Origin of the sequence: Kiloniella sp., assembly GCF_965205715.1 — a bacterium.
GTDB lineage: Bacteria > Pseudomonadota > Alphaproteobacteria > Kiloniellales > Kiloniellaceae > Kiloniella.
In genome coordinates, this window is the sequence record NZ_CBDBHW010000002.1 from 219733 (window position 1) to 236968 (window position 17236).

Genomic DNA, 17236 nt, shown 5'->3' on the forward strand with positions numbered 1-17236 from the left:
TCCGGGGTACGCAACTAAGACTTTACAGTTTTTTGATTTTTTTTTCCGTTCCCTGAAATTTAATACTCAAAAAAGACTAAAATCACTGGTTTTAAGCCATATTTCATTCAGACGCTAAGAACCGAAAACATCTTTGAGAATCTCTGTTGTCCGCGCCAACGGATTCTGACGAATCTGTTCTTCCTCTTTTGCGAGATAGTAAAAAAGACCATCCAACGCTTTTCCAACGGTATAATTAGTAAGATCAGACTTCACATCTGGTACGAAAGGAATCGTTTTATAATTAGCAATCATTTCTTCGTAGGTTTGCACAGCACCAACCTCTGACAAGGTTCTGTCAATCACTGGCTTAAACCGGTCCGTAAGATCAGGCGTCATCTTTTCCTGGAAGTACCGCGTCGCTTCATCATCACGTCCGTTATAAATCCGCTTTGCATCATCCAGTGTCATTTCACTGATTGCCTGGAAAAATAGTTCTTTAGCTTCCACTGCAGCCTGCTCAGCGCCACGGTTTAACTTCAACTCAAGTTCATCAGCCATAGATGATAGCCCAACAGTACGAAGAGCACTCTGGACACTCTTTAAAGAATCCGGGAGCGGAATGTGAATTTGAGCATCATCATTGTAACCGTTCTGCAGGCTGACCTGATCAACAACGCGCTCTGACCCAACCCGCAAAGCCTCTTTTAGTCCAGATGAAATTTCACCCACAGATAAATCGTTTGTCTCACTTGCTTCACCACCGCCGAGCAACTTTAGCCCCTGCCCTAACAGATCCCCATTTGCAGGAAGAGCTGTTAAAGAAACACCTATAGTTAAATGACCCCCGGCAAAGCCGGGGGCTTAAGCGGGTGAGCCCCTTAAAGGGGCAAATTGGGAACCGCTAAAGCGGTTATGGATTGAATATATCCATTTGGTCAAAGTACTTATCACGCTCTTCTTGCGTTCTGATATACTCCCTCACCATCTGTTCATCGAGCCCTACAGTTGAGACGAAATATCCACGGGCCCAAAAATTTTCACCCTTGAAATTCCGTGCTTTATTTTTGAATTTTCGAGCTATGGCAATCGCGCTTTTTCCTTTTAGGTATCCAACGACTTTTGAAACAGCATGTTTGGGCGGTATGCTGATACACATGTGAATGTGATCCGGCATCAAATGGCCCTCCTCAATCTTACTTTCGCGATGCCCGGCCAGTTCATGGAAAATTTCACCAAGATACTGACGTAGGTTGCCATAGATAACTTTTTGCCTGCGTTTAGGGATGAAAACCACGTGGTATTTACAATCCCATCTCGTATGTGCAAGGCTTTTGTAATCTCTCATCGGCTAATTCCTTTGTTATTTTGGTCAATAAACAAAGAAATGTAAGACCGTGGGAACGGTCAAACCATTGAGAGTCCCCCGGCATAGCCGGGGGTTTACCGGATTAAATTAGAGGGATAGTGAAAATCGCTTTATACATAAAATTATCCTAGCTGCACCATACTCACCCAATGGGTGACAACATAAAACGCTAGAATATTACACATAAAGCTTTGGCAAAAGAACGTAAATCTACTTAAACAATTTCACCTAATAGTGCCACACGTTGCCTATGAGATTCAACAAATAGGACACATGGAAAAAGCCCGAAAGGATAATTCTCCGGGCCTTTAATACTTCGCGATATGAAATCAGCTTAGATTGCTTCGCAGTACCGTTCTGAGAAACTAGAGATGCCAAGAGTTCGGAAGTCCTCAAACCCAGTACTAGTATCACCATCTACTGAAATGGAAAAGTGAACATGCGGAATACCAAATGTATCCGTTTTCACAGTGATAACTTTGGCCGTCTCAATAACCCTGTGTGGATTTATATAGCGATATCTGTGGCCAACTTTCACTTCATCTGATTCGCGCTTGAACTTATAAATACTATCGACAAATGACATACCATTACCTTATTTGCGAACATACCTGTTTACATGACAAGGACAGTATTGTCGGCTAGCTATTAAATAAACGTAAATAAATAGATCAAACACTTGCTAATTTTTTTGTAACTTAAAGGGCTTAGCTAAAAAATTATATACTTTAATCAGCTTCTTTATGTAAAATTCTCTCAACAACAAGCTTAATACCGCCCAACAAATCATCCGCAATCATCCCAGGTCCTGCATGGCGTGCAGCCATTCCATGAACCCAAACACCGGCACAAGCAGCATCAAAGGCACAGAGGCCTTGCGCAAGTAATCCCGCAATAATACCGGCAAGGACATCTCCTGTTCCGCCCCTAGCCAGCCACCCTGGAGCATTCGTATTTACAACAACTCTCCCATCAGGAGCAGCAATGACGGTATCCGCCCCTTTCATTACAATAACACCCTGTGACAGCCTTGCTGCTGCTGTCGCATTTTCTATTTTACTTCCATTTAAATTAGGAAATAAGCGTTTAAACTCACCTTCATGAGGCGTGAGGACGGTACTTTCATCTGTCAAACTCAATAGATCATCAGGATTAGATTCGAAGACACTTATTGCATCCGCATCCAATACTATCGAGTGCGTCCTTACTTTTAATAGATCTTGAATAAATGATTTCAGCTTAACTTCCCTACCAGCACCGGGACCAATAAGTATTGAATTAATTCTTTTATCAGAAAGAAGAGCTTTGAACTCCTCTTTCGTATCCATGGGGTGAACAATCAGAGATGGTGATGTTAGTGCGTAAACCGGATGATCTCCCTCCGGACACGCCACACTCACAAGTCCTGATCCTATCCGAAGCGCAGCGAGGCTGGACAAACGGGCCGCCCCGGTCATCTTCCCGCCCCAGACCAGGGTATGCCCAAAATTATATTTATGTTTGTCATGACTAAAGCGAGGAATTTTACTTAACCAGAGACTGGGATCATTCTCTGCAATATGTGGCACAATTTGCTTAAGACATGACATCCTTATTCCAATATCAGCCACAGAGACCTCACCACACAATTTGGCTCCAGGATAAAGTAGGTGACCTGGCTTTTTAAGAAAGAATGTAACCGTCCTTTTCGGGCTCTTCTCCGCTTTGTTGAGTAGAAAAAGATGCCGACCGCCAAGTAACCTGTTGATATGTATGGTTTCTGATAACTTTACATAGAGCAGGTATATGACAATCAACATCTCGCAGCATATTTTAGGCCTCAAAGGGCAACGTGTAAATGAAATTAAACTGGATGACGGCGGTGTTAAGATTGTCATTCACTGCAGCCGAGACGCGCGTAGGAGGGCTATAGACCCTGCTACAGGCCAGAAGGGAAGCATCAACCAGCATGTCCGCCGACAAGTAAACGACATCCCCCTTTTTGGGTATCCTTGTGTGGTCGAGATTGAGCTGGCGCAGGTTTATATTAACAAGGGCGAACGCCGCATTGAGGGGTGTGATTTTGTTGATAAAGGGTGCCGTTTCACTCACCGATTTTGCCGACTGATCAGTGGATTATGTCGGCATATGTCTATTCAAGCGGTTTCCAGACATTTGGATATACGATGGGAAACGGTCAAGAATATCGACAGGGCATACCTTATTGAAACTCTCCCTACGCTTGATCCTGCAGAGCTAACTGGCTTGGAATATATTGGTGTAGATGAAGTTGCCCGGGCGAAAGGTCATGACTACATGACGGTGGTCTACGATATGGTTGGCGGTCATCTGATCTGGGTTGAAGCAGGCCGAACTGCCGAGGTTTTTTCAAGGTTTTTGAAACAACTGCAACCAGATACAGCCTGCAAAATAAAGGCCGTAGCGATGGATATGGGGCCTGCCTACCAAAAGGCTGTCAGAGAGTCCTTGCCGTTGGCCGACATAGTATTTGACCGTTTCCACGTCATGAAAAACTACAGCAAAGCTATCCATAATCAGCGTCGACTTGAGTTCAGAAAGGCCGATCCAAGTGGTAAAGAGTTGATGAAAGGGACGCATTATCTGTTGCTCAAAAATGCGGATAAGTTGAGTGAAAAACAAAGTGACAAGCTGCAAAGGTTGCTGGAGAGCAATAGCAACCTGAATGCACTTTACGTCTTGAAAGAACAGCTTCAGCTGCTGTGGAGTGCCGCTTCATTTGAGGCGATGGCGGAGCAACTGGAACGTTGGTGCCTGATAGCAGATCAGTCACAGATGCTCTATCTAAAAAAGTTCGCGAAATCCCTACGGAAACATTGTGTGGGCATCTGCAACTACGCCAAACACAAGCTCACAAGCGCCAGGATAGAGGCTGGTAATGTCAGTATAGGAATGATCCGTAAGCGAGCCAGAGGCATCAAGGATACCGAATACTTCAAACTCAAAATTAGACAATCATCCATTCCAGATAATCAATCTATGCTCTATTTGAAATCCTAAATCTACTCAACAAAGCGGAGAAGAGCCCCTTTTCGCCTCAAAAGCTACATCTCCAATTACTTGCCCCGAATCCCCGCACACTCCGCTAGGCACATCAACGGAAACTACTGGTTTAGATTTTGCCCAGCGACAATACTGTGAAACCTTACCTTCAAGAGGTCGCGACAACCCCGCACCAAATAGCGCATCAACAACTAGGTCCACTCTCTCGAAATCACTTTTCTCAAGATCAAAACAGATCCCCCCTTCCCACCTCTTCACATAAAAAAGAGCATCTCCCTTAATTGCATCAATAGGAAGCAGTGAAAACAACTTAACTTCAAACCCTTTATCTCTGAGTATTGCTGCTGCGACAAACCCATCCCCACCATTATTCCCCGGACCACAAAGAACAAGTACGCTCTTAACAGCAGCAGCTTTTTTCCCAATCTGGACCAAGACCAGAGAAGCAGCATCGGCCACCGCCTCGCCCGCATGGAGCATTAACTCCGTCCCTGTTACTCCGGATTTCATTGAAATTTCATCTGCTTCGTACATTTGCGAAACAGTAAGGATAGGGTTTTGATTCCACGTCATTTCAACACCATCTCAAAAAATACCTTTTAAAAGTACACTTTTTGAGTTCAGGAAACACAACAATCAGCGTCAACCACGGCCCTCTATCTACGAGGGTTTGGCTTTGGCTTCGATACAAAAAGAGTACCAACTCCCGCAAACCTACGGGGGTTTTTAATCGGCTTAGGATGCATTTCTATACTCAAAGCCACCACTTGACTTGTGGCAGGAGAAACATTTTGATTTTGTTCCGTTACGATCTCTTTATCTGCGACAGAACTTCCCTTTGCCTCTGCCTCTACCTTCTCAGCGACGGTATTAACTTCTTCTACCAGGGCATCAGCAGCCTGAGCATCCGCTTCACGTTTTTCTTTAGCAAGAACGGTCTCCACCTCAATAACCTTGAGAGCAGCACGTTCATTTCCCGTCTCTGCAGATTTTTTGTACCACTTTCGAGCCTCGCCCATATCTTTTGGTACCGACAGACCAAGCCGATACACTTCCCCCAGCGCATACTGGGCACCCCCCACACCATTATTTGCAGATTGATGAAACCAAAAGACAGATTGCTCAATATTCTGCTCTATTCCCTCACCACGAAAATAGGCAAGCCCCAGATTATACTGGGCCATAGCGTGCTTGGATTGAGAAGCCAACTGCCAATAATGAACCGCTTTCTCCCTATCGACATCGGCCCCTAACCCCTGAGCAAATAGACGGCCAAGATTATTTTGAGCTGCTGCAATCCCTTGCTCCGCGGCCTGGAGATACCATCGGATAGCCTCTTTGTATTGCACAACACCATCTTGCCCCCCAGTTTCATAGAGTTTTCCAAGACTATATTGGGCTTTGGCATCCCCGCTCTCCGCCATTGGGAGCCAATAGGACAAAGCCACAGCGTGATCCCCCTGCTCAAAAGCTGTTACGCCCTTAAGGTAATCATCAGCTACGCTTACATGAAATGAAGATAGAAAAATGGCTGCACTAATTGCAGATATATAAAAGGCTCGCCTCATACTTCTTGTGCCCTACGAATCTAGTTACCTATGTAGAACCTACATAAGAGATCAATATGGCTCAACAATGTCCTTTAGTACTATGACAATATTGGGTCTGGCACATCTTTATCTGGGTACAAAGCCAGACAAGTAAATTGTAGTAATTTCTCACGATCCCCAGATGACATAATAACCCGGACGCCAATTTGATTCTCGGCATGCCACATTACCTCACCACGAAAATCTCCTGCAATTGAATGCGTTAAAGTAACTTCCCCACCGACATCAGCTCCGACATTTCCTTTTAGGCAAAAGCCACCAAAAGATAAATCAGCAACAGTCGTCATAACCGATTGGCCATTCCGATCCACCACCTTGAGTGATATTGGTTCAGAAGCAGAAAATCTTTGAGACTGACGCCTATCTTCGCCAGCGATCGCCTTATTTTCCATTACCTTAGCCTTTATACAATTCAATTTAATCTATAAAATTTATGATAAATGAGAACAACTAAGCAGTAGTTACTGAACGACTACCGTCTTAAGCCGGTAGGTTCGGGGGTGTGGTTTTCGATATAATCCAGAATGGTTTGCTCAGTGACGTTTCCAGCTGTTGTACAGAAATAGCCCCGCGCCCAAAACCTCTGCCCCCAATAGCGTTTGCGTAGCTCTGGAAATTCTTGCTGGATCTTCCGGGATGTACAGCCCTTAACTTTTTGCAGGAAATCACTGACAGACAACCTGGGAGGTATTTCGACAAACATATGGACATGATTATCAGACAATACGCCTTTGACGATAGTTACACCCAACTGAGCGCATATCTGGCGGGTAATCTCACGGATACGAAGGCGCATTTCCCTGGTCAATACCCGGTATCTGTACTTCGTAATCCAGACGAGGTGATAGCGATTGTGAAAAACGGCATGGCCAGAGGCTGTGTAAGTCATTGTATACTCCCAAGAGGTTTCACCCCTCCGGGACGACCTCTTGGGAGTATACAATGACTGAGAAAAAAGGACTAAAGTCCGACTCTACCGACTGAAAGTCGGTGGTTTTAAACCTAAGTGTTGGATAATAAAGCTCTTTCTCGCGGATATTACTTTATAAAAGAAAATCACTTTAAGTAGATCTATAGAAATCAAATCATTATTAAGAGGCACAACTAGAAAGGTTTTAGATTTTAGGCAATAAAAAAGCCGCACGTTCGAACGAACATCCGGCTAACTTACTGTTTTATTTAGGGATGAGATGGGGTGGCTGAGGGGACTTGAACCCCCGACCCCCGGTACCACAAACCGGTGCTCTAACCAACTGAGCTACAGCCACCACAAAGTCATCCTCGATCGGGTATATCTTCGACCGATGTGCGAGCTTTTATACGCATAGATCTAGTGCGTCAAGAGCAACTGTACACTAGAAAAAAAATGTTTGCATAGTCTGACATTTTCCAGGCTCGACTAGAGTAGAAAAATCTCCGATAATCAACATTTCCTGACAGAAAAGGCCCAGATATCTCCAGAGAAACATATTCATTGGGCATAGCGATAAAACCGTATTAAAAACTCGAGCATCTATCTAGAATCGGTAAAAGACACCGAAGCCATAACCTATACACCTGATGCCCGCCTAATAGCCACGTAAACAACACGCTGCACATTAATTAGGCACCATATGTTTTATTTTTAATCACCCGCGAAATTTATCCCCCAAAAAGGTCCGAAAACTGCCCATCCATAGTTGGCACACATCATGCAATATTAGGTAAAAATAATATGGACGAAAGAGCCGCCCCTTACTGATACCGGAGCATTCGGACAAATGAAAAAGATCGAAGCGATCATCAAGCCCTTTAAACTCGACGAAGTGAAGGAAGCCCTTCATGAAGTTGGTATCAAAGGTATCACTGTTACTGAAGCCAAAGGATTTGGTCGCCAAAAAGGCCACACGGAACTCTACCGTGGTGCTGAGTATGTCGTAGACTTCCTGCCTAAGGTTAAAGTTGAAATCGTCCTAGAAGACGAACTTGCTGAACGAGCAACAGAGGCCATACAACAAGCCGCTCAAACTGGGCGCATTGGTGATGGCAAAATCTTTGTGAGTCAAATTGAAGAAGTTATCCGTATCAGAACAGGCGAGCGCGGCAGCGACGCTATCTAATTTATCTACCAATAATACTCCTATAAAGAGTACCAAATAGCTTAAAGGAAAGAGCTTATGTCTGACGTGCAGAGCGTTCTTGATCTCATCAAGGAAAACGAAGTCGAATTTGTTGATTACCGCTTCACAGATCCCCGTGGCAAATGGCACCACATGACCATGTGTGCTTCTGCTGTTGGCGAAGATGAGCTGGAAGACGGTATCTTGTTTGACGGCTCCTCAATCGAAGGATGGAGAGCAATCAACGAATCAGACATGGTTATCAAACCAGATCTGACTTCCGCTGTTATGGATCCCTTCTCAGCTCAATCCCAGCTCATCCTGAATTGTACTGTTTACGAACCAGATTCTGGCCAGCTTTATAACCGCGATCCACGCGCAACAGCCGAACGTGCCGAAGCTTACCTTCAGTCAACAGGCATTGGTGACACTGTATACTTTGGCCCCGAGGCTGAGTTCTTTCTTTTTGATAACGTTCAGTTTGACACAAACAGCCACAGCACATTCTTCCAGCTCGACGATGAAGAATCACCACACATGTCACGCGCTGAAATTGATGGCGGAAACTCTGGCCACCGTCCAGGCGTTAAAGGCGGCTACGTACCAGTAGGCCCTGTTGATACAGGCATTGATATTCGCGCTGAAATGACTACTGTCCTTAAAGCAATGGGCGTAGAAGCTGAAAAGCACCACCATGAAGTTGCACCATCCCAGCACGAACTTGGTGTTAAATTCAACACCCTGGTTAAAGCTGCTGATGAACTCCAGATCTACAAATATGTAGTTCACAACGTTGCACACTCTTACGGCAAGACAGCAACCTTTATGCCTAAACCAATCGCTGGTGATAACGGCTCTGGTATGCACTGCCACATGTCGATCTGGAAAGAAGGCATCCCGACTTTCGCTGGTGAAAACTATGCCGGCCTGTCAGAATCATGCCTTTACTACATTGGTGGCGTTATCAAACACGCAAAAGCACTGAACGCTTTCACAAACCCATCAACTAACAGCTACAAACGTTTGGTTCCTGGTTTTGAAGCGCCGGTTCTTCTTGCTTATTCTGCACGTAACCGCTCTGCATCCTGTCGTATTCCTCACGGCTCCAATCCGAAAGCAAAACGAGTAGAAGTTCGCTTCCCGGATCCAGTTGCAAACCCATATCTCTCTTTTTCCGCCCTTCTAATGGCTGGCCTTGACGGTATTCGCAACAAGATCCACCCAGGCGAAGCAATGGACAAAGATCTATACGATCTTCCTGCCGAAGAACTTAAAGACATTCCAACTGTTTGCGGCTCTCTACGTGAAGCTCTGGAAGCATTGGAAGCAGATCACGAGTTCCTAACAGCCGGCGACGTCTTCTCTAAAGACCAGATCGATGCTTACATTGCCCTGAAACGTGAAGAAGTACTTCGTTTTGAAATGGCGCCACACCCTGTCGAGTTCGACATGTATTACAGCGCCTAATGCTATTCTCGAAGCAACCGGCCTGATGCGTCCCTGCTAACAGGGTCGGAACTTCAAATGATAAAAGCCCCCAGTCTTCTGGGGGCTTTTATTTTTGTGTAGAATTTCAATCCTTAGGTAATCTTACCTACGTAAAAGTCGCACTATCTTGAAGCGAAACAATCTCTATCCTGAAAAGGCTAGATATGTTTAAGGCGCATGTTTGCTTCATCATACCCCCGAAGCAAAACCCCCTCGCCATGGAACATATCTAGCACCTATGCCAGGTAAGATATTAAGCCACGCTTAAATACTAAACAGGAGCTAAGGTTGCATCTCCGGTTCCTGCCAAGAAATACAATCGCACCATTTCCGGAAGGCTCTTTACTTCAAGTTTTTCCATTATACGAGCTCTGTGAACCTCAACGGTTCTGGTACTGATACCCAACTCATAGGCGATTACCTTGTTCAACAAGCCCTCAACAAGCTTGTCCAAGACTTCTTTTTCGCGAGGGGTAAGTTTGGAGATCGTGGCTTCGGCTTTCTGACGGAGTTCCGCTTGCTCATGACTGGTCTGACTTACACTTAAAGCCTCGGTAACAACGTTAATAATGTCAATGTCGGAAAAAGGCTTTTCAATAAAACTATAAGCCCCTTCTTTCATTGTCTCTACTGCCTTAGGGATATCGCCATGCCCAGAAATCATGACAACGGTTAGATTGCTCTTTTCTGCCTTAATTTTTTTAAGGACATCAACGCCGTTCATGCCTGGCATTCTGATATCCAGAAGCACACACCCCGTTGTCCCAAGCAAATCAGCAGAGAAAAAATCGTCCCCAGATGGAAAGGTTTTAATTATTTCACTTAAGTCAGTAGATTCTAGCAGTAATTGTGTAGATTCACGCACTGCATCATCATCGTCAATAATGTAAACATACATCTAAAAACTCTCTACCTTTCCATATCACCCAAAGAATAAAGGAATTTGACTTCCGATAAATTCTACGATGAAACCTATCGCTTTGACCTGACTTAAACTATTATCCAGAACTTGAAGAGCCCTAACAAGGTTAAGTTTTAAATCTCTACCATGAGCTTATAAAAATACAGGCCTGTTTTCACCTTATTAGAGGCACATAAAAGGTAATAAATTTTAGATGAAGTCTTTGAAAAAAATGTACTCTCTTTTACCCCGGCTCTTCACGCTAAACCGCCTGATGATCATCATTGTGTTGGGCGTAATTATACTCCGCATAAACGACCCCTGGGCGGTTAAAGAAATACGGTACAATACTTTTGACAGCTATCAAAAAATAAGTCCCCGTGAAATTACCTCCGAACAGATCATTCTCGTAGAAATAGACGAGAATAGCTTAAAGACGAGGGGACAATGGCCTTGGCCCAGAAATCTACTCTCAGAATTGACAGAAAAGATACTATCCCAATCCCCAAAAGCCCTCGGAATAGATATACTTTTCCCGGAACCCGACAGGACATCGCCCGACCTTGTCGCCAAACAACACCACGATCTCCCAAACGACGTTAAGAATCTTCTGGCATCACTGCCATCCAATGACACCATGTTAGCCTTAAGCATAAACAATAAACCCGTGGTCCTTGGTATTGCCGCTGGATTTGGAACACAAAACAGTCTTCCCGGCCCCTCTCCTCATAACATCGTCATGATTGGCGAAGACATAAGAAACTCCATCCCTCAATACTCCCGCGTATTGCGAAACATCGCCCCGTTGGAGAACGCAGCAAGAGCTCAGGGCATATCAAATATAGCCTCAGATCCGGATGGAATTATTCGTAAAATCCCACTTATCTACAATATAGGCGGCACAATCATCCCAGCCTTTGAGACAGAAATATTAAGAACGGCAGGAAAAAACAATCCTACAGAAATACTATACAACTCATCAGAAATTATAGAAATAAAGGTGAGTGACCAAGAATTAAAAACCGATACCGCAGGGAATGCCTGGATATATTTCTCTAATCAGCCAACCAGAACAACCATCTCTGCAGAAGAGGTTTTATCCGGGAAAATTCCCGCAAACTTTTTTCAAGATAGAATTGTACTTTTAGGCGTCACAGCCATCGGGATCGCGGATTACACCCCCTCTCCACTGGGCCAGAATCTATCTGGACTTGCATTACACGCCCAGGCCTTGGATAGTATTATGTCAGGCACCTTGCTATCACACACCAATGTATCAACGACCATAGAGCTCGGCTTTTTCATACTAATCGGTTTAGTCCTCATATGGATTGCCAATAATTATGCGGCGCTTGAGTTAACAGTCGCTTTTGCCGTTCTTTGCTGGTCAATTATTTTGATTTCCTGGGGTAGCTTCATATTTAAAAAAGTACTGATTGATCCCACGCTACCTCTCGCTTTGACACTTACTCTCTTTCTTCTCGCCACTTCAGCTGGCTTTATAACTGAACAAAAACAAAGGAGGTTGGACGCACAAGAAGCCGCTAAACGAGAGAGAGAAAAAGAAACCCGAATTCGCAAACTGCAAAACGAACTTATGCATACTATTGGCAAAAGTTCTGTGCAAAAACTCTCGTCATCTATTGCCCATGAAATGAACCAACCCATGGCAGCTATCTGCAATTACACAAATGCAGCCAGAAGGCTCCTGGAAAAAGACATAACTGATCAGGAAACGCTGAAGTCTGTGTTAGGTAAAATCCTCACCCAGGCTGACAGAGGCAGCGACATATTAAAAAGCATCAGAGAAGGTGCCGAGACAGGAAAAACATCGACAAAGCCCCTCGATGTAAACCGGATCATCCGCGAAGAAGTCGAATTGATAAAAGATACTGGTGACGCAGAAAAAGTTCAAATCACCCTTTATTGTGACCAGAATCTCCCCCAAGCCCAAGGTAACGAGATACAAATTCACCAAGTTCTTTTAAACTTAATTAGAAATGCAGTGCAGGCTATCACCCACGCAGAACAAGATAGCAAATCTGCGGGTGGAGAGATTGAAATTACGACAATTCAAAACAGCTCAGGCATGATAGAGGTTTCCATCAGTGATTCCGGACCAGGCCTGAGTAATCAAGAAAAAGAAACCCTCTTTAAACCCTTTTATACCAGCAAGGTACAGGGCATGGGGTTAGGGCTGGCGATCTGCAGATCTATACTAGAAGCCCTTGGCGGAACGCTTTGGGTAGAAGAAAATGAAAAAGGGGGCGCAATATTTTTATTTACGCTCCCCCCAAATGATACTTAACATATCAAGCATCCGAACACTGCAAATTTAGCGAAGCACCATTACGACGCGACGATTAAGGGCCTTATCATCCCCCGTCTCATCCTTAGATAAAAGATCATCTTCACCAAGCGACTTAATATCTATTGCAGAAGACTTTACGCCACTATCAACCAGTAAATCACGCAATCTGTCAGCACGACGTAAACCCAGAGCCCTATTGTATTCTACAGAACCCGTAGAATCCGTGTGGCCAATCAAACTAATATCCACCGTCTCTCGCGTTTTTATCTCGGCAAGGACTGCCTCAAAAACCACAACGGAATCATTCGTTAGCTCATCGCTATCAAAACCAAAGAAGAAAAAGAATGATAGCGGTTGCGGCGGTTGCGCTCCCTCGGTTTCAGCAACAAGTTTCGCAACCACATCTTCAGATAATTCACGTGGTTTTTTGGGAGCCTTGTTCTGAGGTGTCTCAACAACAGTATTTACAGAGGATATCGTTTGAGACCCTAATTCATTTGCAACACCAATCTCACCAACAGATCCATCGTCTTCTGCGAGCAAGATCACATAATTACCCCTAGGGGCGGAACAAGCAGCCAAGGCCAACAGGAGCAAGGGAAACGATAATTTAAATATCTTCTTTAAGTTCATTTTTATAACTTCTCTCACATATACTCAGAATTACTCAGCATTGATAAAAAGGCGTGTTCCACGGACCGTTACAGTTCCTGCCGGTGTGGTAATTCTAAGATCTTCATCAGGGTCCTTAGTCAATTTTGAGATCAGTCCCGAAATATACAAAAGGGTTCCCTGAACCAGTTCTACTGCAAATGCCAATTTGTTGTTGTCAGGATCGAAAGCGAAATTTTCGAGTTTAAGCTGGGAATTACTGCCTAATGAAATCAGAGTATTGTCCCGAAAAGAAACGCCCATTGAAGACTGATCCTTAGTCTTCAAAATATCATCTTTAAAGAGAGGATCTCCAAGTTTCAAAGACCGCTCAACCTTACCATTAATTGCAATACAAGCTCCGTTCAACACCTTTACATAAGCTATAATCGGCTTTTCATCTGCAAAGGCAACTGTCCCTGAAACTAAAGGAATTGAGGACAACAAAAACAATGCAAAAATTGATAATATTTTGCGAAACAAAAACATTAATTCACAACCTTAGTGTTTGAAGGGCGGTTACAAAAGTGAAGTATTTTCATGCTACGAGATATGCAACGCAATAGTAGATATAAAAATTTTCACGTAATAAATATACTAATAATTCAAATTTGGACAATATAATAATAATAAGTGGGCATACCAGAGAACTTCCTTAAGACAAGATATGTAATTTACATAAACTGTAGATTACATTTCACAAACTCTACATTCCCAAGGTATATTCGATCGATTTTATACTTTTGAATCTTGAAAACAAAAAAAATCCCAAGCAATTAACGAATATATCCTCCCACCTTACTTTATAAATTGTGGATATATTTAATTTAAATTTCTGCACCAAAAATCACACAAAAACAACCATTACGGTAAAAAGTTCAAACTTCACTAAAGACAAATAAAAATTTAAATGGTATTTTAACTAAAATTTAAATTGTTTTTACGAATCACTCGCAGGACTTTCATGTATATCCCCCCACTTTACTCGAGGACGGGTACAATGATTACACCTGAGCCTCCACCAAACAGAGGGGCCGGTTTCAAAGCTGCGACTGATACTATTTTAGAAGTTCAACCAATTAAACAAACGTCATCCGCTCTAAATACAACAAAGAAATTACTACCTCCTGCCACTGATGGCCGCGGGAGCCGTGTAGATATCATCGTATAAGCCTGTGCATTCATAAACGATCAAAATCGAGACATCGTACATCAGACACAACAAAGGCGCGGTCATAGAAGATCCGCGCCTTTGTTGTGTGCCTATAAACCGTTTTTAAGACTTAGGCAGCAATACCTTCACGCCAAGCGGTAGAAGATTTGCAAGTCTTACAAATACGTTCGCCAGGCCATTCGCTGACAAATTTTTCGCGGCACTTTAGACAGTTACGTTTTTTCTTTTCATATATCCGGTCTGAAACCGGCTTAGTATTGGACTGATCGCTCATTCATCCCTCCGTAGGATCCGGCATCTTACACCTTACGAACCGTAGTCCTAGGCAATAGATAGTTTTCTAACCTCTTCCACAGACGATAATGGAAGAAACTGTCTCCAAGGCTCGTCAAGAGCCATCACAACCCGACACACCCCTTTTTAGGGAAGTCATATGCTACAGCTCCATAAGAACTAGAGTTCGATTCTCATACAGTATAACATAAATTTATGCTTTGAGATCGTGGCGATTCCGACAATTTGCTACGCAGAGACGACGGTAGCTAGGAACGGAATGGAGACACACCCAAGGCGCTTTGTGCAATGCACACATACTAAATAGTGTAGTTGAGAAAAAAAATCAACAGCCGTCGTGTAAAATCTGACATGTCAACGTATTTTTCAGTCGTTTTTTTATAATATATCAATGAAACGATACAATTTGCGTCATTCCCCCATACCCATCAACGCTATCATGAGCTCTAACTATAACTTTCTTTGGCACTTCTCCGCTTTGTTGAGTAGATTTAGGATTTCAAATAGAGCATAGATTGATTATCTGGAATGGATGATTGTCTAATTTTGAGTTTGAAGTATTCGGTATCCTTGATGCCTCTGGCTCGCTTACGGATCATTCCTATACTGACATTACCAGCCTCTATCCTGGCGCTTGTGAGCTTGTGTTTGGCGTAGTTGCAGATGCCCACACAATGTTTCCGTAGGGATTTCGCGAACTTTTTTAGATAGAGCATCTGTGACTGATCTGCTATCAGGCACCAACGTTCCAGTTGCTCCGCCATCGCCTCAAATGAAGCGGCACTCCACAGCAGCTGAAGCTGTTCTTTCAAGACGTAAAGTGCATTCAGGTTGCTATTGCTCTCCAGCAACCTTTGCAGCTTGTCACTTTGTTTTTCACTCAACTTATCCGCATTTTTGAGCAACAGATAATGTGTCCCTTTCATCAACTCTTTACCACTTGGATCGGCCTTTCTGAACTCAAGTCGACGCTGATTATGGATAGCTTTGCTGTAGTTTTTCATGACGTGGAAACGGTCAAATACTATGTCGGCCAACGGCAAGGACTCTCTGACAGCCTTTTGGTAGGCAGGCCCCATATCCATCGCTACGGCCTTTATTTTGCAGGCTGTATCTGGTTGCAGTTGTTTCAAAAACCTTGAAAAAACCTCGGCAGTTCGGCCTGCTTCAACCCAGATCAGATGACCGCCAACCATATCGTAGACCACCGTCATGTAGTCATGACCTTTCGCCCGGGCAACTTCATCTACACCAATATATTCCAAGCCAGTTAGCTCTGCAGGATCAAGCGTAGGGAGAGTTTCAATAAGGTATGCCCTGTCGATATTCTTGACCGTTTCCCATCGTATATCCAAATGTCTGGAAACCGCTTGAATAGACATATGCCGACATAATCCACTGATCAGTCGGCAAAATCGGTGAGTGAAACGGCACCCTTTATCAACAAAATCACACCCCTCAATGCGGCGTTCGCCCTTGTTAATATAAACCTGCGCCATCTCAATCTCGACCACACAAGGATACCCAAAAAGGGGGATGTCGTTTACTTGTCGGCGGACATGCTGGTTGATGCTTCCCTTCTGGCCTGTAGCAGGGTCTATAGCCCTCCTACGCGCGTCTCGGCTGCAGTGAATGACAATCTTAACACCGCCGTCATCCAGTTTAATTTCATTTACACGTTGCCCTTTGAGGCCTAAAATATGCTGCGAGATGTTGATTGTCATATACCTGCTCTATGTAAAGTTATCAGAAACCATACATATCAACAGGTTACTTGGCGGTCGGCATCTTTTTCTACTCAACAAAGCGGAGAAGAGCCCTTTCTTTGTACCAATCGGAATTTCCACACCAGATAAAGACCTTGTAAAGGGTTGCTCGTTTTCGTGGGGATGATGTAGCACTCTGGTTGCGATTATTTTTCCGCTTTCAGAGACGATTTCCCACCTGTTGGCATAGTGATCCCAGCCTGTGTCATCGTGTCGCACGGTTACATTGAACCGCCACAGGCCTTTATTCTCTTTTACCGCCTCTACCAGCACAACATCCGCTTCACCAGCCATGGAGGTTAGCGGGAAAAAGAAAACCGAAAAGGCAATCAAACAAAATCTAAACATAACAATCTCAATTTGCCAAAAATAATAAAAAATAAGAACAGCTAACCAAACTTCAGACGATGCTTAATCCTATAACAGGAGAAAAGAGTGAGGTTTACTCACAAGTTGGTGATAATTTACACAGAACTCATATTGGGATGGCATCACTCTGCCAATCCGTCTCTTATGTTTCAAAACTGGAGCTATCAATTTTAACGCGAATTCACATTCTATTTATGAAATCAC

General features: G+C 43.8%; 19 protein-coding genes and 1 tRNA gene. 6 read left to right on the forward strand and 14 right to left on the reverse strand.

Translation table 11 applies throughout. The features are described 5' to 3' along the window. Positions 1-114: 114 nt before the first annotated feature. From ACOGW3_RS03210 to ACOGW3_RS03225, 4 genes are all read right to left on the reverse strand, one after another. The gene (locus ACOGW3_RS03210) at positions 115-753 is read right to left on the reverse strand and encodes a DUF4197 domain-containing protein (RefSeq protein WP_419901634.1); all 639 of its coding nucleotides are present in this window, start codon (positions 751-753) and stop codon (positions 115-117) included. Positions 754-892: 139 nt separating this feature from the next. Then, positions 893-1327: an IS200/IS605 family transposase gene (tnpA, locus tag ACOGW3_RS03215; protein WP_419901154.1), complete on the reverse strand. Its 435-nt coding sequence runs from the start codon at positions 1325-1327 to the stop codon at positions 893-895. 355 nt (positions 1328-1682) lie between these two features. Continuing rightward, positions 1683-1934 (reverse strand): hypothetical protein, encoded by a 252-nt coding sequence (locus tag ACOGW3_RS03220; protein ID WP_419901635.1) that lies wholly within the window; start codon positions 1932-1934, stop codon positions 1683-1685. 142 nt (positions 1935-2076) lie between these two features. Next, positions 2077-3147 (reverse strand): NAD(P)H-hydrate dehydratase, encoded by a 1071-nt coding sequence (locus tag ACOGW3_RS03225; protein WP_419901636.1) that lies wholly within the window; start codon positions 3145-3147, stop codon positions 2077-2079. Between ACOGW3_RS03225 and ACOGW3_RS03230 the strand changes: the two genes are divergently transcribed. Beyond that, positions 3134-4366, forward strand: coding sequence for an ISL3 family transposase (locus ACOGW3_RS03230; RefSeq protein WP_419901077.1), 1233 nt, complete (start codon positions 3134-3136; stop codon positions 4364-4366). The genes ACOGW3_RS03225 and ACOGW3_RS03230 overlap by 14 nt on opposite strands. A 6-nt stretch (positions 4367-4372) precedes the next feature. On the opposite strand, the gene ACOGW3_RS03235 is transcribed toward ACOGW3_RS03230, so the two are convergent. The 5 genes from ACOGW3_RS03235 to ACOGW3_RS03255 form a co-directional block, all read right to left on the reverse strand. Beyond that, positions 4373-4903 carry an NAD(P)H-hydrate epimerase gene (locus ACOGW3_RS03235; RefSeq protein ID WP_419901637.1) on the reverse strand — a complete coding sequence of 177 codons (531 nt, stop codon included), beginning with the start codon at positions 4901-4903 and terminating at the stop codon, positions 4373-4375. Between the two features lie 122 nt (positions 4904-5025). Then, positions 5026-5937, reverse strand: coding sequence for a tetratricopeptide repeat protein (locus ACOGW3_RS03240; protein ID WP_419901638.1), 912 nt, complete (start codon positions 5935-5937; stop codon positions 5026-5028). A gap of 80 nt (positions 5938-6017) precedes the next feature. Next, positions 6018-6371, reverse strand: coding sequence for a PilZ domain-containing protein (locus ACOGW3_RS03245; protein ID WP_419901639.1), 354 nt, complete (start codon positions 6369-6371; stop codon positions 6018-6020). A gap of 80 nt (positions 6372-6451) precedes the next feature. Further along, positions 6452-6868: an IS200/IS605 family transposase gene (gene tnpA, locus ACOGW3_RS03250; protein WP_419901640.1), complete on the reverse strand. Its 417-nt coding sequence runs from the start codon at positions 6866-6868 to the stop codon at positions 6452-6454. A 302-nt stretch (positions 6869-7170) separates the two neighbouring features. Beyond that, a tRNA-His gene (locus ACOGW3_RS03255) sits at positions 7171-7247 on the reverse strand. Positions 7248-7739: 492 nt separating this feature from the next. On the opposite strand from ACOGW3_RS03255, the gene ACOGW3_RS03260 reads away from it, so the two are divergent. Together ACOGW3_RS03260 and glnA are read left to right on the forward strand one after the other, a co-directional pair. Further along, a complete protein-coding gene (locus ACOGW3_RS03260; protein WP_419901641.1) occupies positions 7740-8078 on the forward strand; it encodes a P-II family nitrogen regulator in 339 nt (112 codons plus the stop codon). Between the two features lie 57 nt (positions 8079-8135). After that, on the forward strand, positions 8136-9545 hold the full coding sequence (gene glnA / locus ACOGW3_RS03265) for a type I glutamate--ammonia ligase (protein WP_419901642.1): 1410 nt from the start codon (positions 8136-8138) through the stop codon (positions 9543-9545). A gap of 292 nt (positions 9546-9837) precedes the next feature. Here the strand turns inward: glnA and ACOGW3_RS03270 are convergent, their stop codons facing one another. Beyond that, positions 9838-10464, reverse strand: a complete 627-nt coding sequence (locus ACOGW3_RS03270; RefSeq protein ID WP_419901643.1) for a response regulator transcription factor — start codon at positions 10462-10464, stop codon at positions 9838-9840. Positions 10465-10681: 217 nt separating this feature from the next. On the opposite strand from ACOGW3_RS03270, the gene ACOGW3_RS03275 reads away from it, so the two are divergent. Continuing rightward, the gene (locus tag ACOGW3_RS03275) at positions 10682-12775 is read left to right on the forward strand and encodes a CHASE2 domain-containing protein (protein ID WP_419901644.1); all 2094 of its coding nucleotides are present in this window, start codon (positions 10682-10684) and stop codon (positions 12773-12775) included. 27 nt (positions 12776-12802) lie between these two features. Here the strand turns inward: ACOGW3_RS03275 and ACOGW3_RS03280 are convergent, their stop codons facing one another. Next, positions 12803-13411 (reverse strand): OmpA family protein, encoded by a 609-nt coding sequence (locus ACOGW3_RS03280; protein WP_419901645.1) that lies wholly within the window; start codon positions 13409-13411, stop codon positions 12803-12805. A gap of 30 nt (positions 13412-13441) precedes the next feature. After that, complete coding sequence (locus ACOGW3_RS03285) at positions 13442-13918, reverse strand: FecR family protein (RefSeq protein ID WP_419901646.1); 477 nt, start codon at positions 13916-13918, stop codon at positions 13442-13444. 511 nt (positions 13919-14429) lie between these two features. Here ACOGW3_RS03285 and ACOGW3_RS03290 point away from each other — a divergent pair. After that, positions 14430-14600, forward strand: a complete 171-nt coding sequence (locus tag ACOGW3_RS03290; RefSeq protein WP_419901647.1) for a hypothetical protein — start codon at positions 14430-14432, stop codon at positions 14598-14600. 112 nt (positions 14601-14712) lie between these two features. Here ACOGW3_RS03290 and ACOGW3_RS03295 read toward each other — a convergent pair whose 3' ends face one another. Both ACOGW3_RS03295 and ACOGW3_RS03300 read right to left on the reverse strand, forming a co-directional pair. Next, positions 14713-14877 carry a hypothetical protein gene (locus ACOGW3_RS03295; RefSeq protein WP_380253717.1) on the reverse strand — a complete coding sequence of 55 codons (165 nt, stop codon included), beginning with the start codon at positions 14875-14877 and terminating at the stop codon, positions 14713-14715. Between the two features lie 511 nt (positions 14878-15388). Beyond that, entirely contained in the window at positions 15389-16621 is a 1233-nt protein-coding gene (locus tag ACOGW3_RS03300) for an ISL3 family transposase (protein ID WP_419901648.1), read from the reverse strand. Between ACOGW3_RS03300 and ACOGW3_RS03305 the strand changes: the two genes are divergently transcribed. Then, positions 16608-16790, forward strand: coding sequence for a hypothetical protein (locus ACOGW3_RS03305; protein ID WP_419901649.1), 183 nt, complete (start codon positions 16608-16610; stop codon positions 16788-16790). The genes ACOGW3_RS03300 and ACOGW3_RS03305 overlap by 14 nt on opposite strands. The last annotated feature ends 446 nt before the right edge of the window (positions 16791-17236 follow it).